Here is a 22,326-nt window from a genome sequence, read left to right on the forward strand (position 1 = left end):
GGTCCTCGAGCCTACCTACCGACGCCGTTTCGACGGCTTGGGTTCACCGGTGAGCCTGAACGGCTCTTCTGGTGGTTGGTTGTTGGTGGCCGGTGGTTGGTTGCTAGTGGTATGTGTTTGGTAGTCGGCGGATTCTTCACCAACCATCGACCCTGAGTCACCATCTACCAGCCGGCGGTACGCTGGCTCTCCGAGGAGGTTTCGGGCGTGGAGGTGGCATTCGGCCCAGGATTCTTCGGGGGTTTGGGCGAGCTGCCAATCGTAAAAGCGAGGCCCGAAACACTCCCGCACCGGTTGAGCCTGCTTCGCCCGCTGGTCATGACCCAACCCATAATCCGATAATCGCAACGTCTCAGGAAGCTGCCAACCCTCCCCGTCGTTCTGGGTTAGGAAGTCCGCGACGCCGGCGGATTCACTCCCAGACGTTTCGATTAGATTTTTTAGATCGTTAAATGCAATTTGAGACAAGACCGTTGAACGGATTTCCGGTCGATTGTCCTTGGCGATCCGCCAAAATCCCTTCGGGTCGCGATTCGATGGCATTTGTCCTACTGCAAAGTCACAGTCTTTGAAGATCCATCGAAAATCATCGCTGGTTAGTTGAAATGCTGCACCAGCGATCGCTTCTAGAATGCACCTGAGCCGCATTCTTTCGTGCGGTGTCGCGGCGAGTCTGGGCGTCTCCAATTTTGGGACGATCCGAACCAGGTCAGATGCGAACACTCGATTTGGAATCAGAAGTTGAGCCGCAACACTCAATAGACAAAGTCGTAACTTTTCGTTCTTGCTTGGCTTTGGAAGCGGCGTTTCGCTAATTACAAAGTCGCTAAGATTCAGTCCCCCAACTTTTTTCCGCACGATGAAATCATATGCAAATGTCCCTATGATCGAGCTAACGCAAAGTGCCGTTTCAGAACTCATTTTTTTCGGAACATAAAAGAACACGCTGTCGCACGCGGGTGTGTCACGCAAATACGTTGCAATCATTGTGCGAGAGTTTGTTGTTGATGAAATCCGCATGTAAGAGATTTTTGGTCCGTCCGGTGCTTTGCCCGACAACGATTGAACAGTTTTCCCCATCAAATACTGCGGCGAAATCGTCTTATCCGCCGGGCTGGTTGGCTCCCATACTGCTGTTCGCCCCTTTCCGCTAATCCATCCTTTCTCACTAAAGTCTGCAATACCAATCATCCGCCCTTCATAGAGCGGCATGGCGATCGCAGGGCCAACTGGTTGAACTTCCTCGGTCTCGCCATCCTCGTTTTCAATCTTGAAGATAATCGGCTTCCCGTTGGCTTGGGTGAACTCTTCCACGTCGATGTCTTCTTCGTGGATGAACTGTTCTCCGTCGCGGCTGAGGAAGATGCCAGCGGGGATTTGGGTTCGGGGGCAATTCGGTGGGGCGGGGCTGGTGGATGTGCGGGATTGCCATTTGCCTTTGATCCAGCGGCTGTATTCGTCTGGGATGTAGCCGCGTTCTTCCCACCAAGTCCGTGGCGGAAACAACTTGCTGTCGTTGGTCATGTCGAATTCACGCGAGTACGTGATGCCCCAACCGTCGGGGCCGTCGTCGCCCAGCAGCACGCTGCCCGAGTAGATCTTTTCGAGCACTTCCAAGTCGCGACGTGACTGGATCTCCAAGATCGCTTTGCTGCGTGGTGAGAACTGAATCACTCGCTCGCGCGGATACTTGGTCGCGTATCGTTCGCCCGATTCCCAATCCTCGATGTCGCGACGCATGAACGCCGTCTTGATCGACTCGGTGCGGCCACCCTTGGTGATGATCAACGGGTTGAACTTGAACGAACGGTGAATGTCGAAAATGCCTTCGCGATTTTCAAACCCGAACAGCCATTCCCATTGGCATCTATCCAGGAACAACTCTCGCAAGTTTCGCGTGCCGTGGTCGGAATAGATGCCCGATGGCACGATCATGCCTAACCGGCCACCAGAGTGCAGCAAGGCGTGCGATTGTTCCAGGAACATTTTATAGAGGTTGATGTCGCCGCCGCCCTGATGACGGTACCCGCGATCGTCTTCGAGCTGCATCGAGTAGCCCGAGAGTGCTTCGCGATTCTCTTTCCATTTGTCGTGCCGACGCTGAGACGATGCAAAACTGTCTCGCCCACGATCGCCCAGATTGATGTCGTGGGTTTGCTTGCCGTCGTTGGCCGTGTTGACGCGATTGCCGAACGCATAGCCGCTGCCCTTGAGCCAATTCGACAACGCTCGGAAGTCGGCGTTGTAGAGCAACCAGTTGCGTTCCACGTCGGCGTCGGCCTCGAACAAGTTCTCCTGAACCTTGTTGGCAGCCTGTTTGCCGTAGCTGCGATACAGCGGATCGAGTGCCGAGAAGAATTCTTTGCTGTTGGGTTTGGCGATGTCCCAGGGCGGATTGCCGATCACACAGTCAAAACCACCGTCACTTGCAAACACGTCGGGAAATTCGAGTTGCCAGTGAAAGAATCGCAGGCGGTCGGCGGTCTCGATGACGATCTGACGCGCTGGTTCGGACATCTTGCCATCGTAGAAATTCAAGACGCCGGGACACTGGTCAATTTGTTCGGGCGGCCAGAACCAAGTCGCACACCATTGGTCGAGTGAAAACTTGGCGGCCCGGTAGGCGTCCGATTCCAGCAACTCGCGATACTGTTGTGCCCTGGCTTCGACTTGGTGAATGCCCAACGCGTGGATTTCTTGCAGTGCCCGTTCGGCGTCATCATGAACGGTTTGCACGTCGACCAAATCGACTCCGGTGTAAAGCTCTTGGGCACCGTCGATGTAGTCCTTCAATTCATTTTTGACGTCACCAACACCGGCCTTGATGGCTTTGCCCCAGCCGTCTTTTTCAAAGTGAACACCGTTGGAATGGTTTTTGTCGCCGCCTTCACGCATCCATGCCATCGCGGGGTAGTGCATGAATTGGTCGAACCAGGTTCCGACCAGCGAGTTTCCGCACTTGATCTTGTGATCCAGAAAGGTGAACGGCAAACGGCGGTCGAGCGTTTCGATCCAAAGGCTCAATCGACAAAGCTCGACGGCCAGCGGGTCGAGATCGACGCCGTAGATGCAGCGTTCGACGATGTAACGTCGCAGTACGGCTTTGGTACGCGGCTCGAACTCGGCGTCGTCGGGACGACACGGCAAAGACTCGGTGGCTAGTGGCTGGTGATTGGTGGCTTGTGATTGGGAGTCGATTGGTGGGTGGATGAGTTCGATTACTGTGTGATCGGCATAGTCTTTGAAACGTTTGTGATAGACAAGAGAATGGTAGAGGGCATCGGTAAGAAAACGCAGCGCCGCAAGCGGGAACGAACCACTGCCGCAGGCGGGGTCGCACACCTTCAGCGAAAGAATCTCTTCCGGTAGCCGGGGGATGGTGGTTGGTGATTGGGGGATGGTGGTTAGTGATTGATTTTCTCCAGCCACTAAACACAAATCACCAACCACCACTAAAGGACGCAACGTTCGGTGGACGGTGGGGATGGCCAGTTGCGGACGGGTGTAGAACGTGCCGCTGCCTTTTCGTGTGCCGCCCCAACGGACGAGGTAGCGTTCGCCGGGCAACACGACTTTGGTAATGATCTGCTTGGCTTTGCGGTCGATCGCGGCCTGATGACCGAGTTGCTTTTCGGGCGTCATCGCGCCGCGTGGTTTGCGGACCAGCTTGCCGACTTCGATCGCTCGCTTGGCCCAGGCTTCTGCGGCGGTGCGGGCGGTGTGGCGGATGTCGTCGGCGGATTCCTCTTCGGTGTCGTCGCTGGTTTCGTCGTCCTCGTCGTCTTCAGGCTCGCCCTCCCCCTCGCTGTCGCTCGACCCCTCCCGCTGCGCGGGAGGGGTGTCATCCTCATCTTCGTCGCTCGCTTCCTCTTCGTCGTCACCGGATGAAGTGTCCTTCATTTTCTCCAGCAGGTTCTTGAGCGACTTGTCATCCATCGCTTCGAGGGTCGATAGCGGCAAGGCGGGTTGGTTGCCAACGGCCAAGAAGATGACGGGGCCATCATCACCAGCGACTCGTAGTTCAAAGTCCAACAGGCCTTCGTACAGGATGCCGATGTATTCGCTGTCGAGTGATGAGAAATCGACGGGCGAGGGAACCCAGGTGCCACCGCGGCCTTGGCGAATTTTGACCTTGGTCCGCGAGAGCAGATCAAGAATGGAGTAGACCTTGGCGTCGCTGATGACTTCGTGTTCGTAACAACCTTGTTCGAGCACGTGCAGGGCACGGCTGACGCCGTCGCTGCTGTCGGCTTGGCCAGGCGCGAACAGACTGCCGCCATAGCTGGGTACGGCGAGGGCTTCGTGGGAACTGCCGTCGTGGATCAGCCGAAACAGGGACACGACGCGTGGGTAGGCGGAATAGCTGCCCGCACGACGACTTGGCGAAACGCGTTCGAGTTGGTCTCGCAGGCCGGACAGAGAATAACACTCGTGAAAGATCGGGTTGTCTTTGGGCAGCAAGCCTTCCCGCGATTCGGCGAACAGGCCGACAACCAAACGCATGACCAACCGCACGCCGGCTCGGTAGATTTCCTGGTTGCTGGGGGCTGGTGGTTGGTGGCTAGTGGTTGATGAATGGGGTTTTCCATTCACCAACCCCAAACCACTAGCCCCTTCCTCCCTAGCCACCAACCCCCAGTCACCAAGCACTGGCCCATGAGCTTGGATCAGGATTTCGACGGCTTGCCGCACGCGTTCGCCCAGAACGGCCGACAAGTCGGCTTGCCCCTTGCGGCTGTCGGCGATGGCTTCGACCAGCGGACTGCTTTCGTCGCTCGATGACGGTGTCCAGATTGGTGGATTCAACAGCGCCCGCAGCCCAAACAGCTCGGCGGATGTCTGTCCGCTCTCGAGCCAGCGGTCGATGTCCCATTCACAGAACGCTTCGTAGTCGAGACCCGCCATGACGAGACGCCACTGGCGACCGTTGGTAACGACGGCCAGTTTTTCGTCGCCGCCACGTAGCCACTGGATCGCCGCGGTGACGGCGCGTTTGCCGCGACCGACGCCAACACGTTTTTCGGCGTCGATGAACACGGGCAGGATGGCTTCGGATGGACCACGCCACAGATGGTTGGGTTTGACGTCGTCGCCGGCGATGGTGCGGCGGGTCCAACGGGCGGGATCGACGGAGGTGCCGCGATCCCAAGTTCCGGCGCGGGCGAATCCGCAAATGGAATCGAGCACGTAACTGACGAACTTGCCTCGCCCGGCGTTTTCATCTTGCTCGAACGAAACGATGCGGCGACGGAGTCGATCGGTTTCAAACGAGCTGAGCGGGGGCGGCGGATCGGAGATCAGCTTGGTGAGCCGAGTCGGATCGACGAGCATGCCGCCGTGACGAAGTGCGTTCCACCAGTCGATGGTGGTGGTTGGGGGCTGGTGATTGGTGGTTGGCATACGGGTAGTTGGTGGTTTGTAGTTGGTGATTGGCACACGGGTAGTTGGTGGTTTGTGGTTGGTCAGTGGGCTAAGGGTTGACTGGCGATTGGGGAACGGCCAAGGCAATTTCTCCAACCACCCACCAACCACCAGTCACTAACCACCAGCCACTATTCACCATCCACTACCCACCAGCCTCCAATTTGCGTCGAAGTGAACGAATCAGTCCCGAGAGCATTCGGCCAACGGTCGCAGCTTCAGCGGCCAACTGTTCGTCGTCAGGATTGGGGATGTATCCAAGTCGTACTGCAATTTCAATTTGAGTCTCAATTTCGGCTAGTGAACCGCGTGCAATTGACAGATGGTGCACAAACTCTTTTGTCGAAGTTCTGGACTGACCTTCGGCAATATTCGAGGGGACCGATACAGCGGCACGCTGCAACTGGGAACAAAGTCCAAAGCGTTCATCTGCCGGAAACTTCTTCGTCGCGGCGTAGATCGCTACAACCAAATCCATTCCCTTCTGCCAAACTTCTAATTCTCGATAACTACGAACCATTCGTCTTTCTCCAAAACAAGACACCAACCACCAACCCCTAACCACCAGCCACCAAACGAATCTCGACGGCCAACGGGAACACCGATGCATCGCCGTCGATGCTGAATCGCCGGGGCAGCAACCGATTGATGACTCGTTCGCGCTCGCGGGTCAGTTGGCTGCGGACTTCTTCATAGTGCCGCGTGCGTCGCTCAATCTCCTCTTTCTTCTTGGAGATGTTGCGGTCGATCTCGTCCAGGGTGTCTTCGCTGTCGAATAGCCGACCTTCCTGCCGCTGGCGTTTGAGCGTCTTGATCTCTTTCTCAATCTTCTCAAGCGTGTTGTCGGCGATCAGCGTCGATACTTCGCCCTGTCGACTTGCAAAGTTTTTGTTCTCTTGTTCAATCGCTTGCTTGCTGTCGATGGCAAGCTGTCCGACAAGATCGTCGGTCAGCTTGGTTTTCAAACCGGCGATGGCGTCGAGCAGATCGAGTTCGATGTCGGCGAAGATTTCGGCCGCGCGGTCTTTCAGCGTCTCGTCGGTGGTTGGCGAAGCACCACGGAGTTGTCGTGCAGGGACATGCGGCAAGGCGGACGACAGTTCACCGCCTGCGACGGTAAACGTCACCGTGCGAATCCAGTGGTGGAACGTCTCACGGAGTCCGTTGACGGCAAGTTCTTCCAGGTGAAGCAAGACGAATGCGTCAGCCCCGGTGGGAACTTCGCCGGTGCGAACGGTCCAGCGGCTGACGGCGGACGGGCCGGGATAACGACGTCGACTAAGCGAACCGATCGCCTTGGCGACCAGTGGATGGCCGAGGTGCATCATTTGCAGATTGCCGGGAGGCCGAAAGACGAGCCGGTTGCCGATCTGTTGCAGGCAGGGATCGGCGGTGAATGCGAGATACGGCAGTGCCCCGACAACGCCGCCGGTACTGCCGCGGCGAATCGTCTGGTCGATCGTGTCGCTCCACATCGGTAGCCCAGGGTTCAAGATGCGGCAGCGTCCCTTGGCGTCGGGCTGGCCAAGTTGCGGTCGCGATGCGCCCAAGCCCATCGCGACGTCCAATAGTTCGTACTCGGCGTCACCATCAAAATCGAGTTCCGCGGCGAGGGCTTCCAGACGATCAATGCTCGCATCGTCATCGTCCATCTCGGCGGTCGATGCACTGTCGTCACCTTCAAATTCGGCTTGCCCCTTGGCCGATTCCAACCGCAGTTCGAGTTGTTGCTGATCGACGGTCTCGCCCTTGATCATTTGGCGGTGCATCGCTTCGTCGAGAATTTCACCGACGGCACCAAGGTCTTCTCGCATCTGATCGACTTTATGGATCAGTTTGGACATGAACCGCAGGTCGGCGTTCTCTTGAGAGATGAAGTGATAGGTGAACACGTCTCGGGCTTGGCCGTGACGATCAAGCCGGCCATTGCGTTGTTCGATGCGGGCGGGGTTCCAAGGACAATCGAAGTGCAACAGATGGCGAGCGGTCTCTTGCAGGTTCAATCCCTCGGATGCTGCGTCGGTGGCGATCAACACGCGGACATGAGAGTCGGGATCGTTGAATTGTTCCTTGATTTGTTCGCGTTGCTGGTCGTCCATGCCTCCGTATAAAGAGAGGAAGTTGTCTTGCTGGTCCGGGAACTTTTCGCGAACGCGGCGAAGCAGATAGTCGAGCGTCGTTTTGTATTCGGTGAAAACAACCAAACGCTCCTCATCGTCCCAACCGTTGTCGTCTTGAAGTTGCGTCTCGATCAGCTCGATCAGCACATCGAAACGGGCGTCCGCTTTGGGATTGATCGTGTGTCGTGATGAAGACAATTCCAGATCTTCGGCCGAGGCGGGCAGTGGAAAGCCAAGAGCCTGGACCGCTTCGTCGATGGCGGCGATTTCGGCCGCGAGATCGTCGGCGAAATGATTCAACCAAGCACCGATGACGGTCGTGGCGGATGCTTCGCGTTGCTGCGATTCGTTGTCGTCGGCGGTGTCCTCGGCAACGCTGCGGCTGGCCGCTGCCATCTCGCCATCATCCGCCTCGTCTTGTTCCAGCAGGCCGAGTTTGCACCGGTACCAGCTTTCGGCGAATGTTGCTGGTCCGCTGAGCAATCGCTTGCCCAAGATTTCGATGGCGAATGTGCCCGACATCCGACGCCGACCGCGAGACTGGGCAACGATCTTGCGAACTTCATCGCGAAACTCGTCAACCGCGGTGATCAGTTGGCTCTCTTTCTTCGAGAACGACAACGGAATTGCTTGTGGCTCTTTCCGTTCGGAAAACTTTGGCGGATCGGTGCGAGCGTTGATGTCGCGTTTCAATCGCCGGACGACGACTTGTTCGATTCGTTTGCGTTCGGCGGGTTTCAGTTCATCGGTTTGGCTGAAGCGAACAGGATCCAACATCTCCAGTAGGCCGGAGAACGAACGCGTGCGACCGTTGTGCGGTGTGGCTGTCAAAAACAGACGATGCTCGAAATACGGCGCGACCAACCGCAGCATCTTGCACAAATCACTGTCCTCGCCCATCGCCGACGGCATCAGGTTGTGGACTTCGTCAACGATCAGCAAGTCCCAAGGAAGATGAGGAGAGTCTTCGCTGACCTGGCATGCACTGTGGAACTGTTCCAGGACATCGGGTTGTTTCAGGTAGTGATACGAGGTGATTGCGCGGGCGCTCGATCGCCACGGGTTGGCGTCGATGCCAATCGTTCGCTTCAACTTCTGGGTCGCGTCGCGGTCGATAACATCCATGGGCAACGAGAACTTGTCCCACATTTCATCTCGCCACTGAACGCGTAGCGACGCCGGCGTCAACACCAACACGCGGCGGATTCGTCGACGGATCAACAATTCGCGAAGGACCAAGCCGGCTTCGATCGTTTTCCCCAAACCGACGTCGTCCGCGATCATCATGTTGATGCGTGGCATCCGCAGCGCTTTGAGCAGAGGCACCATCTGGTAATCCTCGACCTGCACCGCTCCATGAAACGGCGAGCACACCGGCATCCGGTCCAGCGGACCATCGCCGTCGGGATCCAGATAGGGCGACAATGCGGACCAACGACTCGCGCGGACAACGGCATCGAATTCGTCCGGTGGCATTGGCCGGTCGGACGGCAATGGAACGGCGGCCGGACTAAGGAGCTCTCGATGCGGTTCACATTCCCAAAGCAATTGCTCTGTTTCAGGCGACTCGCTGTCTTTGTATTCCAGCCTCACCAAGTGGACGACGCCATCGTCACCATCAAACGGACGCACTTCACTGATGACGGCCCGACGTTTCCGCACGATCGCCATCATGCCGACGCGAGGATTCTCAGCGGAGGTTTCAACAAGAGATGCCATCATGGCCCCATTTGCAACGAATTTACTAACGAATGAGGCAAGTCAACTCGAATGCACACCTCAAAGCGACGCAGTTTATCGTTTCCAAAGTGGCCTAACGAGATGGCTAGCTTTCATAGAAGTGTCCCAATATTGCATTCGGCTCCTGACATTGGAAAGGTCAAGAACTCCACAGGGACCGCATCGACCAGCCAAACTCCGTTAGCCGACAAAAAGAAGCGGTGTCCGTCTTGGTGCATCGCTGCTGCGTCGACTTGAAGAATGATCGGCTTGCCGCGCCGCGAGCCGACTTTGATGGCTGTCGCTTCATCGGTTGAAAGATGCACGTGATTGCGAGATCGTTTCTCGAGGCCAGTGGACCGGATGCTTTCGATGAACGCGGCGACGGTTCCGTGATACAGCGTTGCCGGTGGCGTCGTTTCGGCGAGTTTCAAGTCGACGCTGGCGACCGAGTGCCCTTGGCTGGCGCGAATGCGAAGTCCATCGTCACTTAACGCGAACCGCTTCTTGTCATTGGTCGCGACGACTTCGTGAAGGAGTTCGAGTGACAACTGCTTGCCATGCTGATTCGCCGCGTCGATCAACGCGTTGATCTCAAGCCAGCCTTCCTCGTCGAGCTGCATGCCGACAACTTCGGGTTGATGACGCAGGACCAAGCTGAGGAACTTGCTGGTTGAAACGAGTGATTTATCTTTCATTGCAATGTCGATTGGTTTGTCATTTCTTCGCGACCAATGCCACGCCGATGATCGCGACGGACATGCCGATGAAATGATAAGGTGTGGACGGTTCTTTGAGCAATAAAATCGCCAACAGCATTGTTAACACCGGCCCGGCTGATCCGATCACTGATGTTCGAGTCGCTCCGATACGCACGATGGCTTCGTTGATCAAGTAACTTGGGATGACGGTGCAGCCGATTGCGAGTCCCGCTCCATACACAAACACCAATGGGTTGGACTGGAAGAACGAGGCGAGCGGTCGCGTTGCGGCAAATTGAATCGCAACGAATACCGTCGATCCCATCATTGCCAGCGACGTGAACTCGCGGCTTCCGATCGCCTGCATCGTTGGTTTGGCAAACAGCACATAGATCGAATAGCTGAGTGCCGCTCCCATTACCAGGATGATGCCTTTCGTAGTATCCGCATCACCGGCGTAGTTGCGTTCTTGGCTGTACATCAGCCAAACGCCGACATAGCAAAGTCCGATCGACAGAACGATCTTCCAGCTCAGCCGCTCGCCCAGGAACATCCAAGCAAGAACAGCAATGATGGCAGGGTAGCTGAACAGCGTCAGCCGCTCCATCTGCGCCGAGATGTACTCCAGCCCGAGCAAGTCCAGGTAAGCCGCGAGGTAATAGCCGAAGAACCCGAGCAACAACGCTCGAAAGATTAATCGTCGCGAGATCGGTTTGGCGGATTGTTTCGCGGCAGCACGGCGTTTCAATGCCAACCAGACGAACAAGTAGACCGGAAACGAAAACACCATTCGCAACGTCAGCAGGCCGGTCGCATCCAAGCCGAGTCCGTAAACCAACTTCGCGACAATCGACTTCGACGCAAACAGAAACGTCCCGATGATCGCCATCGCAACGCCGGAGACAAAACGATGGTCTTCAGCGGATGAGTTGTCGCCGGGCGTCCCGTCGTCATTGCTGGCTTGGGGAGCATGCGACAAAGATCTAAGTCCGAAAGGGCTGGTGAAGTCGTGATGGCACGACAGATTCACAGAACGTTACCGAACCCCGCACATCCGCTGTAGACACCTGGGCGCGTTAAAAGTTCGCTGATTCGTAAATGCCTTGAAAAACTTCGCATCAGAGAGATCGCTGGATCAAAACGATAGGGGACGGCGTTACGAATTCCGAAACGCCTCCATCACACCAACCTCTGCCTCAACCGATAGATCACCCATTGAGCTGCCGCCCAAACTTGTCACCGCGCACGAAAAACGGCTGCATTGGATTGTCCAATGCAGCCGTGGCGTGAATTCAGTTGGTAGAGACGACTATTCTTCGTCGTCTTCGTAGGTTGGCGGCCAGTCGTCGAGGATGCCGGGGTATTTGTACCAGTCTTCGCCCCAGTCGCCCGGATGCACAACGGGATAATCGGGCATCGCGGGGTAAGCTTCGCCAGGGTGGCCGGGTGGAAGGTTGTCCGGGTAAGAGTGACCCGGCGGCAGGTGGTACGGGTGGTCGGGCGGTAGTCGCGGCCAAATGTGTGGCGGCAATGTTCCTTCGATGATTACCGGCGGTTCGGGGCGCGGCGGCCACCCGTGTTCTTCGGGGTACCACGGCGGACGCGGGCCAGGATCAGGATGGCCGGGCGGATAGTCGTCGGGCCACACCGGCGGCGGTGGCGGCGGCGGGATCGGTAGTGGGATGCCGACGATTGGCGGTTCGGGTTCGTAGGGCGGATCGTCGGCCGGCGGATCGAACGGCGGGACGAACGGATACGGCGGCATGTCGGGATGGTGAGGCGACGTCATGGCAGGACACTCCGTTGCAGCGGGTTGGGGTGGGTGAACTTGGTGCGGTTGCTTGGGCAAAGTCCGCACTGCGGGATGGCTTTGGTTTCGATGAACTTGCGAAGTTCATCGTCGGTGGCGTCGGGCGTGATCGCTTTGTAGTCGCGGAAGAGTTGCCACTGCGGGAGATCTCGCAGGTTGAGCTTGGCTTCGAGTTGAGCGAAGTAGGCGAGCGCGGGACACTTCCACAGCATGCCGCGATAAAGTTGCGTGCAAGTCTTCTGCATGCAGACTTTGAACGCGGCATCCGGTTTGGAATCGAACGGCATCGGCTTGCCGTTCTCGACGTTGTATTGCCGCATCCAACCGCGATGCGATTGGCGGATCTTGATCTGAATGCCGGGATGCTCTTCTCGCCATCGCCAAACGAGGCGTTTCACTTCACGGAATCGTTTGACGTAGTCGTCGTGTGTGCCGTGTTGGCTGACTTCGAGCCGGCAGTTGGTGTCGACCAGAACCTTGGGCAACTCTGGGAAGCGATGCAGGAAGAACCCGTTGGTGACCAGCATTAGGTTGCTGTCGGACCAATGCTTCCTCGCGAGTTGGATGTGCTCGATGAGTTGCGGGTTCAGCAGTGGTTCGCCACCGAGCAACGCGAACCGCTTCGGTCGCAAGCGATGTGACCATTTCGAGTAGTCCGCATCGGCTTCGTCGACCGTCGGCAGACTTCCGGCGACGTGGAAGTTCGAGTAGTGGCTGCATTGTTGGCACGATAGGTTGCAACCATGGGCCACGTGATATTCAAGTGCCGGCAACGGCAAGCGTCGATCCATCGACGGCGTCCTCTTTGATGCGTAATCGAAAGCGTGATGCGTTCACGCCAAGGCGAAGAAAGAACCGCGTCAGAACCAAATGCGTCGATGCGGTCTCGGCATGGCTGAGCATTCGCGGATCAAGGCGGTGCGGTTCGTTGGACCACTCGCCGGTGACAATCAACTTCGGGTAGGCTGCCAGCAAGTTCGCGGCCAATTCCGGCGTGAAGATCGGACCGATGTCGTACTCGGCCGGCGGGTTGTTTCCGATGTTGTTGATAACCTGCTGCGACGGGGCGTGGTTCGGGTACGGCAACTCCGGGTCGGCGAAGCGTCGCCAGCGGCATTTGTTCAGAAACGGTTTGGACTTGCCGATGAAATGGTAAACGCACGACTGCATCACTGGGTTCGGTGCCCAGTCGGCGGCTTGCTGGACGCTGGTGTTGAACTCGCCGGGCAGGAACGCGATGTAGCCCGGATGGTCGTTCCACAACTGGTTGATGATCAACGACTCGTCGGTCGCCTGATCATGGGCACCCCAGCACTTCATCATGTGGGCGATGATGCGGTCAAACATCGGACCAAACATTTCGGTCTCATACAGGTACAAACCGCCATTGGGATGCAGCCAAGTCAGCGCGGGCTCCAAACCGCATCGCTCCGCCCAAACATCGTGAGCCTTCTTCTGCCAACCGCCGTTGTCGATTCGGTTTTGAGCACACTGCCGCTCGGCGACGATGCCGAACTGTTTCGGCTTCACCAAATCGAACGGCGACGGGCAGTCCGAACGGATCACCATGTCGTTGTCTAATTGCAACACATGCGACGAACCAAACGTCTCATGCACGTGCCGGCAAACGAACATCTTCTGCCAGAAAGGATGCACCGGTTTGAGGTTTTGCCGGATCCACAGCAACTCCGCACCCCAACGATCCGCCGCCGCGGCGTAGCTCTCGCGAACATTCTTCAGAGCACGCCGCGGCGGTAGGTCCAACACCGCAATGACTTTCCCTGGTGATTTCACTTCCATACGACTCTTTCCAATCCGTGTTTGCGAAGGCTGGCTTTGAGGAATTCGGGACGGCGTCGAACGTAGCCCGGCGGATCAACATGTTCATGTTTGAACGAGTGGTCGATATCACAGGCGACGTTCACACCGGCGAGTTTGCATCGCCAGAAGAAGTCCCAGTGTTCCTCGACCTTCAGCGATTCGTCCCAACGGATCGCTTGCAAGATGTCTCGGTAGGCGACGAAGCAATTGCCGACGTAGTGGCACCAGCGAATTGAGCCGCGTCGTTTGTAGTTGCCGTGCGGGATGCGGAGCACCTTGTTCGCAACGCTCATCATCTTCGGCCGTTCTTGTTGGTTGCTCAGCGCTGCCAGCAAGTCGATGTCATGATGCCGATTCAGCTTGCGGACCAATTCTGGCAACCGTGTTTCCGCCGTCACCAAATGATCGTCGTCGGTGAATACTACGATCGGTGTTTCGCCGGCGTCCAGTAGTTGGTTCCGGCCAGCCGACAGGCCAATGTCGTATTCGGTCTCGATCAACTGATCGACCATCGCGGCTTCATCGGGGCAGTTGGTCGAGAACCGCAACTCGGGTTGGCCGTCGTCGAGCACGTGGATCAACGGTCGGTCTTCGTCGTAGTGCCGGTGGATACTGCGAACGAGTGCCGCGCAGCACTGCGGCCGATGAATCGTCTTGATGCAGAAGGTGACTTGATCACACACGGACGATACCTCCGCCGGGATATCGCATTGAATGGAAACCGTGCTTGCGAAGCCCCATGGATCGGTACTTCGCTCGTTTTCGCAGCCGCCGGTAGTCTTCCGATTCGACGTGAGCGTGTTTGACGAAGCAATCGCCGGCGACGGCGATTTTCAATTGAGCCAGCTTGGCTCGATAGAAGAACTCCCAGTGCTCGAACGTTTTGATCGCTTCGTCCCATCGCAGCGTGCGGATCGTTTCGGTGCGAGCCAGAAACGCGTTTGACGACATGTCGCACCAAGCGACGTAACCGTTTCGTCGTGTCTCGCCGCGGTGAATCCAAATCCGCTTGCCGTTCATCAGCCTGGACAGCATCGTCGGTCGGCCACCACTACCTTGGCGAACGCCGAGGATGTCGGTTTCATTCGAGTTGAAGCGATCGCAAAGCCGATCGAGGTTCAGATTCTCGGTGATGACGTGGTCATCGTCCAGCAAAAACATGTGTTCGGTTCTCACTGCATCAACTGCAATGTTGCGACCCACTCCAACACCAACATCGACGCGGGCCAGTTGGATGACTTGGCACTTCGCCGCAGTCTCCGGGTACGCCGGCAGAAAGCGACGATCGGGCTGCCCGTCGTCGACCACGATGATTTTGGGTTCGGCGATGTGTTTACAGAGCGACTCGACCAACCGGTGGCACGACCAAGGTCGATGGATCGTCTTGATGCAAAACGTGATGTCATTGACGTTCAAATAGGTCTCTCCTTAAACTTTCGTCACCAAGAACGAACCCGATACCCGAATCGAGCAAACAAGTGAACGACCAGATCTCTTTCTACGAATCGAAACTTCAGTTTGAGATAGACTCGTGGGATCTGAGCGAAGCGATGCGTTCTATGAAGAAACCTGTTGTCATTGACGCTCGGTCAAGCGAAGCGTTCGATCGCGAGCATATCCCCGGAGCCATCTGTGTTCCGCATCGAACGATGACAAAGGAATCAACTGCCAGAATTCCGCCAGATGCAGCAATTGTCGTTTACTGTGATGGCATTGGTTGCAATGGATCCACAAAGGGAGCCTTGAATATGGCAAGACTTGGCTTCAACACGAAAGAACTTTTAGGCGGTCTGGATTGGTGGAAGCGCGATGGACACCCGACGGAAGGAACGATGGACCAGATTAAGACTGGGGCATGTGAATGCTAAGCGACTATCACCAAATGTTGAGTAGTTTCCGGGCGACTCGCATCACGTGCCGATAGTCCTTCGGTCGCGACGCGTGCAGCTTGCTTCGCAGGATAATCTTCACCGGTGGAACCCGTCCGTAGATCGAGTCCATCGAGATGCGGTACAGCAAATTGAGGTCGGCGTCGGTTTGGCCGAACGAAAATTCGTGGGCGTGCAATGCGAACGAACCGAACAGCAGAAACCGCGGCTTGACCCGTTGAAGCACGTCGATGGGTTGCCTCATGCGAACGATCCTCCTTGAAGTTCGGCGACTCCGGTTTCCCACCAACGTTTGAGCAACTCATCCGGCACCGATCCGTCGGGCTGGACCAAACGCAGGACGTGGCGATGGTGCGTGATCCGGATCGACGAGTAGTGACGGACTTGGTCGCGAGCCCTGCAGTTCCATTCGGCTGGCAAAACAAAAGATGGCACAGCGTGGCGAAGCAATGCCTTGGTCAGCAAGATTTCATCGTTGCCGCCTTGGTAGTGCCGCCGCCAATGAGCGAGAGCATTGAGAACTCGTTGGCACTTCTTCAACATCACGACGCCCGAGTTCATCGACGGAACGCCGCAGATACGGACTTTGTCGCAGCGGCGTGAAACGCCGTGGACGTAGATTGCTTCGTAGCCGTATTTGTCGGTTAACAATTCAGCGGGCTCGATCGCCGATGAGTTGAGCACCACGGTGTCAGCGTCTAGATAGACGGTTCGATCAAACGGCAGCCATGGAATGAAGCGTGGTTTGACGTGGTAGCCGCCAGTGGCTGACACCTCGAAACGGTACTCGACCGTCGGGCACGCGTCGGTAGGCTGGTTGGTGAACAGCGCGACTGGGACGGCGGGGCAATGGTGGCGTAGCGATGCAATCGACCGCCGCAGTTGCCATAGCGACTTGCCGCCGATGGCGATGTACATCACGCCGAAGTCTTCGGTTGGCTTCGGAAATTTGGTGGGCATCGCCGGCGAAATCAGGGGAGAAACTTCCATCATTCGGGCATTGACTCAGGATTAGCTGATCGTATAGTAAATGCGTTTACTAACGATTCCTTTCGTTCACACAGGAGAACCTTCATGAGCACCATATCCGTCGACCAATCTGTCATGACGCTCGTCAATTGCTTTTCAGTCGATCCCGCGAAGGCAGACGAATTGATGGCCGTTCTGGTGGAGGCTACCGAAAGCGTCATGCGACACATCCCCGGTTTTGTATCCGCCAATTTGCACATGGCCGAGGATAAACGACACGTTGTAAACTACGCCCAGTGGCGTAGCCGTGCGGATTTTGACGCAATGCTTGCCCGCGATGACGCTCGAGAACACATGGGTAAAGCAGCTTCACTGTGCAACGGGTTTACGCCCGTCATTTGTCACGTCGTTCACGCTGAATCGCGAGCATCTTCATGATCAAATTCTGGATCGGTGTCGCGGTGCTTGACCACATCGAATCAGCCGTCGCAGGCGGCTTCGTTCAACTTGGTCATGGCAAAGAAGCTCCCGTCCGCCGGCTGTCAGACGGGGACGGCATCATTCTTTACGCCACTCGTCAGTCGCTCGAAGGCGGTGATTCAGTTTCCTCGTTTGCCGCCGTCGGTCGAGTCGTCGGTGATGAAGTCAAGCAGGTCCGACAAAGCGATTGCTTTGAGCCGTTTCGTCGCGATGTTCAATACGACGACAATGTCTCGCCGGTTGCGGTCCGGCCGCTGCTCGAATTGCTGTCGTTCACCCGCGGCAAAGGGAATCACTGGGGCATGGCGTTTCGGCGAGGTTCATTCGCAATCCCGCAAGACGATTTCGATTTGATTCGCGATGCGATGAAGGACGCTTACCGTGGCAAACATTGACTGGACGAAAGCGTCGAAGTTCGCCGAATCATCGGAAAGCCCCGGCTTCAATCTTTGGCAGCAATTTCACCAGTGGCAGCGACTGATCAACCAGACGCTAGCACCATGTGGTGTGACTCAAATGCAATTCAGCATGTTGGCGGTAATCGGATACCTTTCGAGAGACAAAGCAATCGTGACTCAGCAAGATGTGTCGAAGTTCGCCAGCGTTGATCGGATGTTGGTGTCGCAAATCGTACGCCGACTTGAAAAGGACGGGATGGTTAACCGATCGGCCAATCCCCACGATGCGAGAGCGTTTTCGCTAACTCTCACGAAGAAGGGAGCCAACCGTCTTGCCAAGGCGTTGCCTTTGGTCGAACAAGCGGACGAGGAGTTCTTTGCTGAACAACAATGAATAGATTGATTCATCCATGCTTGCGTAGGTCCGGATTGACGTGGTCGATGGCCGATGCGATCTCTTCTTCGGTCGGTTCGATGCCGAGGAACTCGATCAGGTTCTTGATCACTTCTTCGGGGTACGTGGTCAGCTCGGCGAATTCGATCCTGAAGACGGGAACGTCGGGGTGAGCGGCGATGAAGGCGTCGCGGTGTTGGAGCAGACTGCGTTGCAGTTGTTCGCATTGTTCGTCGGTTGCGGCGAACCATTGACCTCGGTGTTTTTCGCTTCGGCTTTGCAACGATCGGATCGAGGCTTCGATGTCGCGATCGACACTGACGATGCGGAGTGAATCGCCCAAACCGGCGTGCAGATGCTCGACGAAGCGACACAGATGCGGGTATTTTGCTCCGGCGACCGTTTTGTCTCGGTTCGCTTCCGCTTTGCGTGTGACGATCCAGGATTTGAGTTTCTGCGTCAGTTGATCGTCGGACATGACCGGATCGACCGCCGGAAAACGCATCGCTTTTTCGCAAAGCTGGGCGAGTCCGACCGCTTCACCGCCGCCGGTGGATTCGTAGCCGGAAAGTTGGTTGCCCATGTGAACGCCGAGGTGATGCATGACCATCGCGACGCACGAGGTGCCGAATCGGTGTGGACCGAGGACGGCGAAGAATGGGGCGTCCGAATGGTCGGCGTTGCGGGCGTCATTGAAGAAACGTGTTTGATCCCACTTGCGTCCGCAGATATTGGATTTGGTGGGCAGTTGACCGACGATCCAGCGGTCGGGCGTGTAGACGGCAACGGATTCCTTGTCGACATTCTTGCCTTGAACGAGGGCTTGATAGCGACGCTGGGTGATGCGGCCTAGGTGGTGGTCGATGTGGTGCTTGGTGTGCCAATCGTTCCAGTGCAGGTGCCGATACAACGCCTTCATGTTCTCGCGTCCGCGGACCATGAAGGCATGCGTGCGGTTGACGTTGTACGGTCGATAGACGCGGTCGCTGATTCGTTGCGGCGGATGCTTGCCGGCATAGAGATGCTGCCCGCCGAGGTACGCCAGTCCCCAGTCGGCCGGGAGTTCGTTGACGTAGGCTTGAACGGCATCGGGAAAGTCTTTGACAAAGCCGGCGTCATCTTCAAAGACGACGTAGCTGTCGATACCTTCGAGCAAACACTTTTCCAGAATCAGACAATGCGAACGGTAGCAGCCCCACGCACCGTTGCCGGCTTTCCATTGTGGTGGCGTTGCACAGCGGCGGCCGTCGATGGCGGCGAACCGCTCTGGTTGTGGGAACGGCCATGGTTCAGGGAGTTGGCCGAGCCAAAATTTGAGACGATCGTCGCGGCGGTCGAGGTTGATCAGGAAACAGCGTTCGACGATGTTGTTTTCACGCACGATCGTCGTCGTCCTCTGGCTCGGGTGCGCCTTCAGGGAACTTGCGTTGGAACTTTCGGATGGCGGTTTGGACGAGTGACTTGGCGACAACGCGGGTGAACCTTCCATGGGGCATGCCTCGGGCTTCGGCCTCTTCGAGAAGCCAATCGGTGATGGTGTCAATGTTGCGTGAGCATCCTTCGACGCCCCAATCGTTCATCGTTTCAACGCGGGACTCGCAGTTGCACGATTCGGACGGTTTGGCAAACCACGCGAGCATCTTCTTGAGTTCGTTGCCCGGCCCAGGACGGAAGTCCGCGATCTTGAGCGTCGCCGGCATCTCGTCGCGGTCGGGCAGGTAGTTCGCCAGCATGGCTTCGAGTTCGACAACGTCCTTCTTGCGACGACGCCGATTGACCAATGCCATCCCGATCGTGACGACATTGATCGCTCGCGGGTTAGACTCGTTCTGGCAGGCGTTGCAAGCGGCCGGTGAAGTTCGCACCTTGCAACCGGCCATGCCGGCGGCGACTTCGCATTGGTTGTCGCCACCAAGGTGTGGGCAATGGATCATGCAGACACCGTGACTACTTCGCCGTCATAGGAACCGCTGCTTGATGGCGGGTCGCCAGCGTCTTCACAGTCGCTGCCTTGAAGTTCCCAACCGCACGACCAGATCCACGTCGACTCGCATGCATCGGATGAGCCTTCGCTGGTTGCACTTTCATCATCGTCGTCTTGCGAATCGTCGTCATCTTGGGAGTCATCATCGTCGTCAGATCCATCGTCGTTGGAATCGTCTTCGCTGCCGCCGCCCGATCCGCCGCTGCCGCCCGAGCCACCACCGCCGCCGGAGCCACCGCCACCAGATTCACCCCCAGACGTGTCTTCGCTTCCACCACCTGATTCTTCGCCAGAACCGTCGCCGGAGTCTTCCCCGCTTTCGGGTTCAGAACCTTCGCCACTGCCGGAGCCACTTCCGCCACCGCCGCCCCCGGAATTTTCGTCGTCTGATCCACCGCCGGAGCCCTCGCTGCGGTCTGATTCTGATTCGACTGATTCGTCACTGGTTTCCGATCCCGTGTCGTCGCTTGTGTTCGATGATCCGTTAATGCCGGAATCGTCATCGGAGATGGAAGCGTCGTTGGATGTCGATTCTTCATTTGAAACAGAGTCAACGGACGTCGAGACATCCGAAACGGAGTCGTCGGACGTTGAGGCGTCGGATGTCGATCCATCCGAAGTCGAATCGTGCGACGATGGTGATCCGTCCCACACCGAGTAGCTCGGATCGTCGACTGAGTCGCTTCCATCATCCGACGTGCTTTCGTCGGAGGTTTCACTTTCGGAATCGCTTTCGGAAGGTGTTGATTCAGAGCCGGAATCGGACGGCGTCGATTCGCTGGATGGCGAACCGTCGGAGACCGAACTGTCGCTAACATCGGATGATTGGTGGCTGGATGAGGACCATGAATCGTCAACCGTTGAATACGACGGACTGCCGGATTCGCTCGGCGGTTCGGACGATGCGGAATCGGAGGGTGTTGATTCGGAATCTGAGTCGGATTCTGAATCGCTGGATGGGGATCCATCCGATACTGAACTATCGCTGCTGTCAGATGGACTGCCTGAAGATGGTGATCCGCTGGAGCTTGAATCGGTGACCGTTGAATAGGAATCGTCGGAAGTTGATGCCGACGACGTCGAGGTATCGCTGGTCGACGAATCAGAAACGCTTGATGAATTGTCGGACGAGTCGCTCGATGAGGAATCGTCGACTGATGATGAACTTGGGCTTCCGGACGAGGATGGGTTGCTGGATGAACTGCTGCTCGACGAGTCCGTGACGGTTGAGTAGGAACTGGAACTTGGTGGCGCAGACGATGATGATTCGGACGGTGTGCTGCTGGATGAATCTGAAACGCTCGACGACGAGTCCGAAACGCTTGATGATTTGCTCGACGACGAATCGCTGACCGAGGATGAACTCGGTGACGATGACTGGCTGCTAGAAGACGACGAGGGCGAAGTAGACGAACTGCTCGACGAAGGGATGGACGACGAGCTTGGGGACGAACTGCTCGATGGTGAAGACGAACTGGGCGACGATGAACTTGAGCTTGGTGATGACGAGGAACTTGAGGGCGTGCTGCTGGAACTGGATGACGAGAGGCTCGAACTGGAACTGCTGATCGACGAGATGCTTGACGAACTGCTACTCGGTGATGAGCTACTGCTACTTGATGACGGGCTGCTCGATGATGGTGACGACGAGCTTGATGAGGACGAAACGCTCGATGAGGAACTGCCAGATGAAGACGACGAGCTGGATGAACTGCTTCCGTCGCAGCACCGGCATCCGATCGTCACATAACTGCCGGTGTCCTCGTGGAAGTGGCAGATGATTTGTTGCGACGCCAGCAACGCGTAGTCGCAGACGTTGTAGACCGAGACTCGGACGCCGATCGGTCGCCAACGTGCTCCATCGAAACGCAACTCGCGGGCGGTGCCCCAGGACTTGGCTTTAAGTCGTTTGGTTGGTTTGCAAAGCAGCGTTTGCTTGGGCGGGTCGATGACCCAAGACCGGTGCCCATCGAACGTGACGACGAGGTATTGGTCTTCACCACTGCCTTCGATCGGGCCTCGGATTCGCTGAGCCGAATGATTTCGAGCGGTGATGCGGACCACGCCACCGGCGGGATCATCGACCGGTGTAATCTCGCCGTCTTTGTCCAGCTCGAACAGGTCGCAGTCCGCTGATCCGGTTCGCATCCCGCGCCGGGCTGCGATGCCGCCGGATGGGACTTTGACGAGGTAAACCGGATCGGCTGGCCGGCCGACACGGACCACCGCCCATTGCCGACCAGTCTTTGACGGATCTTTCCACCACAGGATATGGGCCGATCCGTCGGGCTTCGACTGCAACGTGTCGCCGCCGGACTCGGCGACGTCGGCGAAGCGGTGCCAGGTTTTGGTGACATCGACTTGGGCGGCGACGATTCCGTCAAAGACAACTCGGCCGACTTCGCCATCGCGGATTGGTTCAATCGCGACGCCGACTCGGCCAGTATGTTCGTCCTCGGTTGGTAGGACCGTTTTGATGGTCGCGTCACGGACGAAGCGGGCCAGTTCAACCGGGCCGGCTTCGGGATCCGTGATGGGGGAATCGAATCCGGCGATGCCGCCGATCGGGACAACCGCGCCCGACGTGTTGTGAACGCGAACCGTCGATGCGTTTCGCAGG

Annotated in this window: 23 protein-coding genes; 8 read left to right on the forward strand and 15 right to left on the reverse strand. The window is 57.1% G+C overall.

What is annotated here, in order from left to right; translation table 11 throughout:
- Nucleotides 1-15: 15 nt before the first annotated feature.
- The 10 genes from RC85_RS03790 to RC85_RS03835 all read right to left on the reverse strand — a co-directional run bounded on the left by RC85_RS03790 (nt 16) and on the right by RC85_RS03835 (nt 15,008).
- Nucleotides 16-5,400 (reverse strand): Eco57I restriction-modification methylase domain-containing protein, encoded by a 5,385-nt coding sequence (locus RC85_RS03790; RefSeq protein WP_068258811.1) that lies wholly within the window; start codon nt 5,398-5,400, stop codon nt 16-18.
- A gap of 166 nt (nt 5,401-5,566) precedes the next feature.
- Nucleotides 5,567-5,941 carry a four helix bundle protein gene (locus RC85_RS03795; RefSeq protein WP_068258813.1) on the reverse strand — a complete coding sequence of 125 codons (375 nt, stop codon included), beginning with the start codon at nt 5,939-5,941 and terminating at the stop codon, nt 5,567-5,569.
- 37 nt (nt 5,942-5,978) lie between these two features.
- The gene (gene drmD / locus RC85_RS03800) at nt 5,979-9,263 is read right to left on the reverse strand and encodes a DISARM system SNF2-like helicase DrmD (protein WP_084422325.1); all 3,285 of its coding nucleotides are present in this window, start codon (nt 9,261-9,263) and stop codon (nt 5,979-5,981) included.
- A gap of 110 nt (nt 9,264-9,373) precedes the next feature.
- Nucleotides 9,374-9,958, reverse strand: coding sequence for an RNA 2'-phosphotransferase (locus tag RC85_RS03805; protein ID WP_068258815.1), 585 nt, complete (start codon nt 9,956-9,958; stop codon nt 9,374-9,376).
- 19 nt (nt 9,959-9,977) lie between these two features.
- The gene (locus RC85_RS03810) at nt 9,978-10,940 is read right to left on the reverse strand and encodes a DMT family transporter (protein WP_235033159.1); all 963 of its coding nucleotides are present in this window, start codon (nt 10,938-10,940) and stop codon (nt 9,978-9,980) included.
- Nucleotides 10,941-11,270: 330 nt separating this feature from the next.
- Complete coding sequence (locus tag RC85_RS03815) at nt 11,271-11,750, reverse strand: hypothetical protein (protein ID WP_068258817.1); 480 nt, start codon at nt 11,748-11,750, stop codon at nt 11,271-11,273.
- Entirely contained in the window at nt 11,747-12,562 is an 816-nt protein-coding gene (locus tag RC85_RS03820) for a radical SAM family protein (RefSeq protein WP_068258819.1), read from the reverse strand. The genes RC85_RS03815 and RC85_RS03820 overlap by 4 nt, the downstream gene beginning before the upstream one ends.
- Nucleotides 12,531-13,571 (reverse strand): hypothetical protein, encoded by a 1,041-nt coding sequence (locus RC85_RS03825; RefSeq protein ID WP_068258821.1) that lies wholly within the window; start codon nt 13,569-13,571, stop codon nt 12,531-12,533. Before RC85_RS03825 ends, RC85_RS03820 begins: the two co-directional genes overlap by 32 nt.
- A complete protein-coding gene (locus tag RC85_RS03830) occupies nt 13,562-14,275 on the reverse strand; it encodes a glycosyltransferase family 2 protein (RefSeq protein WP_068258823.1) in 714 nt (237 codons plus the stop codon). Before RC85_RS03830 ends, RC85_RS03825 begins: the two co-directional genes overlap by 10 nt.
- Nucleotides 14,268-15,008, reverse strand: coding sequence for a glycosyltransferase family 2 protein (locus RC85_RS03835; RefSeq protein ID WP_068258825.1), 741 nt, complete (start codon nt 15,006-15,008; stop codon nt 14,268-14,270). Before RC85_RS03835 ends, RC85_RS03830 begins: the two co-directional genes overlap by 8 nt.
- A gap of 62 nt (nt 15,009-15,070) precedes the next feature.
- On the opposite strand from RC85_RS03835, the gene RC85_RS03840 reads away from it, so the two are divergent.
- Nucleotides 15,071-15,460, forward strand: coding sequence for a rhodanese-like domain-containing protein (locus tag RC85_RS03840; RefSeq protein WP_068258827.1), 390 nt, complete (start codon nt 15,071-15,073; stop codon nt 15,458-15,460).
- Between the two features lie 7 nt (nt 15,461-15,467).
- Here RC85_RS03840 and RC85_RS03845 read toward each other — a convergent pair whose 3' ends face one another.
- Both RC85_RS03845 and RC85_RS03850 read right to left on the reverse strand, forming a co-directional pair.
- Nucleotides 15,468-15,725, reverse strand: coding sequence for a hypothetical protein (locus tag RC85_RS03845; protein ID WP_068258828.1), 258 nt, complete (start codon nt 15,723-15,725; stop codon nt 15,468-15,470).
- Nucleotides 15,722-16,474 (reverse strand): glycosyltransferase family protein, encoded by a 753-nt coding sequence (locus RC85_RS03850; protein WP_068258830.1) that lies wholly within the window; start codon nt 16,472-16,474, stop codon nt 15,722-15,724. Before RC85_RS03850 ends, RC85_RS03845 begins: the two co-directional genes overlap by 4 nt.
- 81 nt (nt 16,475-16,555) lie before the next feature.
- On the opposite strand from RC85_RS03850, the gene RC85_RS03855 reads away from it, so the two are divergent.
- From RC85_RS03855 to RC85_RS03865, 3 genes are read left to right on the forward strand one after another with little or no spacing between them, the layout of a single operon-like run.
- A complete protein-coding gene (locus RC85_RS03855) occupies nt 16,556-16,888 on the forward strand; it encodes an antibiotic biosynthesis monooxygenase family protein (RefSeq protein ID WP_068258832.1) in 333 nt (110 codons plus the stop codon).
- Nucleotides 16,885-17,325: an EVE domain-containing protein gene (locus RC85_RS03860; protein WP_068258834.1), complete on the forward strand. Its 441-nt coding sequence runs from the start codon at nt 16,885-16,887 to the stop codon at nt 17,323-17,325. Before RC85_RS03855 ends, RC85_RS03860 begins: the two co-directional genes overlap by 4 nt.
- Nucleotides 17,312-17,722, forward strand: coding sequence for a MarR family winged helix-turn-helix transcriptional regulator (locus RC85_RS03865; protein WP_084422326.1), 411 nt, complete (start codon nt 17,312-17,314; stop codon nt 17,720-17,722). Before RC85_RS03860 ends, RC85_RS03865 begins: the two co-directional genes overlap by 14 nt.
- Nucleotides 17,723-17,732: 10 nt before the next feature.
- On the opposite strand, the gene RC85_RS03870 is transcribed toward RC85_RS03865, so the two are convergent.
- From RC85_RS03870 to RC85_RS03880, 3 genes are read right to left on the reverse strand one after another with little or no spacing between them, the layout of a single operon-like run.
- Nucleotides 17,733-19,103, reverse strand: coding sequence for a glycosyltransferase family 25 protein (locus RC85_RS03870; protein ID WP_235033157.1), 1,371 nt, complete (start codon nt 19,101-19,103; stop codon nt 17,733-17,735).
- On the reverse strand, nt 19,096-19,656 hold the full coding sequence (locus RC85_RS03875; protein ID WP_068258836.1) for a hypothetical protein: 561 nt from the start codon (nt 19,654-19,656) through the stop codon (nt 19,096-19,098). Before RC85_RS03875 ends, RC85_RS03870 begins: the two co-directional genes overlap by 8 nt.
- Entirely contained in the window at nt 19,653-20,360 is a 708-nt protein-coding gene (locus RC85_RS03880; protein ID WP_068258838.1) for a hypothetical protein, read from the reverse strand. Before RC85_RS03880 ends, RC85_RS03875 begins: the two co-directional genes overlap by 4 nt.
- A gap of 43 nt (nt 20,361-20,403) precedes the next feature.
- On the opposite strand from RC85_RS03880, the gene RC85_RS03885 reads away from it, so the two are divergent.
- The 4 genes from RC85_RS03885 (at nt 20,404) to RC85_RS03900 (ending at nt 22,172) form a co-directional block, all read left to right on the forward strand.
- Complete coding sequence (locus RC85_RS03885; protein ID WP_068258840.1) at nt 20,404-20,757, forward strand: hypothetical protein; 354 nt, start codon at nt 20,404-20,406, stop codon at nt 20,755-20,757.
- A 225-nt stretch (nt 20,758-20,982) separates the two neighbouring features.
- The gene (locus RC85_RS03890) at nt 20,983-21,456 is read left to right on the forward strand and encodes a hypothetical protein (protein ID WP_068258842.1); all 474 of its coding nucleotides are present in this window, start codon (nt 20,983-20,985) and stop codon (nt 21,454-21,456) included.
- Between the two features lie 14 nt (nt 21,457-21,470).
- Nucleotides 21,471-21,842 carry a hypothetical protein gene (locus RC85_RS03895; protein WP_068258844.1) on the forward strand — a complete coding sequence of 124 codons (372 nt, stop codon included), beginning with the start codon at nt 21,471-21,473 and terminating at the stop codon, nt 21,840-21,842.
- A gap of 135 nt (nt 21,843-21,977) precedes the next feature.
- On the forward strand, nt 21,978-22,172 hold the full coding sequence (locus RC85_RS03900) for a hypothetical protein (protein ID WP_068258846.1): 195 nt from the start codon (nt 21,978-21,980) through the stop codon (nt 22,170-22,172).
- The last annotated feature ends 154 nt before the right edge of the window (nt 22,173-22,326 follow it).

It is taken from the genome of Rubripirellula obstinata (genome assembly GCF_001642955.1).
In the GTDB taxonomy this organism is placed as follows: Bacteria; Planctomycetota; Planctomycetia; order Pirellulales; family Pirellulaceae; genus Rubripirellula; species Rubripirellula obstinata.

Bases quoted from the DNA above. Each gene is read 5' to 3' on its own strand.
- RC85_RS03790 (WP_068258811.1), bottom strand. From the start codon at position 5,400: ATGCCAACCACCAATCACCAGCCCCCAACCACCACCATCGACTGGTGG.
- RC85_RS03795 (WP_068258813.1), bottom strand. From the start codon at position 5,941: ATGGTTCGTAGTTATCGAGAATTAGAAGTTTGGCAGAAGGGAATGGAT.
- drmD (WP_084422325.1), bottom strand. From the start codon at position 9,263: ATGATGGCATCTCTTGTTGAAACCTCCGCTGAGAATCCTCGCGTCGGC.
- RC85_RS03805 (WP_068258815.1), bottom strand. From the start codon at position 9,958: ATGAAAGATAAATCACTCGTTTCAACCAGCAAGTTCCTCAGCTTGGTC.
- RC85_RS03815 (WP_068258817.1), bottom strand. From the start codon at position 11,750: ATGACGTCGCCTCACCATCCCGACATGCCGCCGTATCCGTTCGTCCCG.
- RC85_RS03820 (WP_068258819.1), bottom strand. From the start codon at position 12,562: ATGGATCGACGCTTGCCGTTGCCGGCACTTGAATATCACGTGGCCCAT.
- RC85_RS03825 (WP_068258821.1), bottom strand. From the start codon at position 13,571: ATGGAAGTGAAATCACCAGGGAAAGTCATTGCGGTGTTGGACCTACCG.
- RC85_RS03845 (WP_068258828.1), bottom strand. From the start codon at position 15,725: ATGAGGCAACCCATCGACGTGCTTCAACGGGTCAAGCCGCGGTTTCTG.
- RC85_RS03850 (WP_068258830.1), bottom strand. From the start codon at position 16,474: ATGATGGAAGTTTCTCCCCTGATTTCGCCGGCGATGCCCACCAAATTT.
- RC85_RS03855 (WP_068258832.1), top strand. From the start codon at position 16,556: ATGAGCACCATATCCGTCGACCAATCTGTCATGACGCTCGTCAATTGC.
- RC85_RS03860 (WP_068258834.1), top strand. From the start codon at position 16,885: ATGATCAAATTCTGGATCGGTGTCGCGGTGCTTGACCACATCGAATCA.
- RC85_RS03875 (WP_068258836.1), bottom strand. From the start codon at position 19,656: ATGATCCATTGCCCACACCTTGGTGGCGACAACCAATGCGAAGTCGCC.
- RC85_RS03900 (WP_068258846.1), top strand. From the start codon at position 21,978: ATGGGCCGATCCGTCGGGCTTCGACTGCAACGTGTCGCCGCCGGACTC.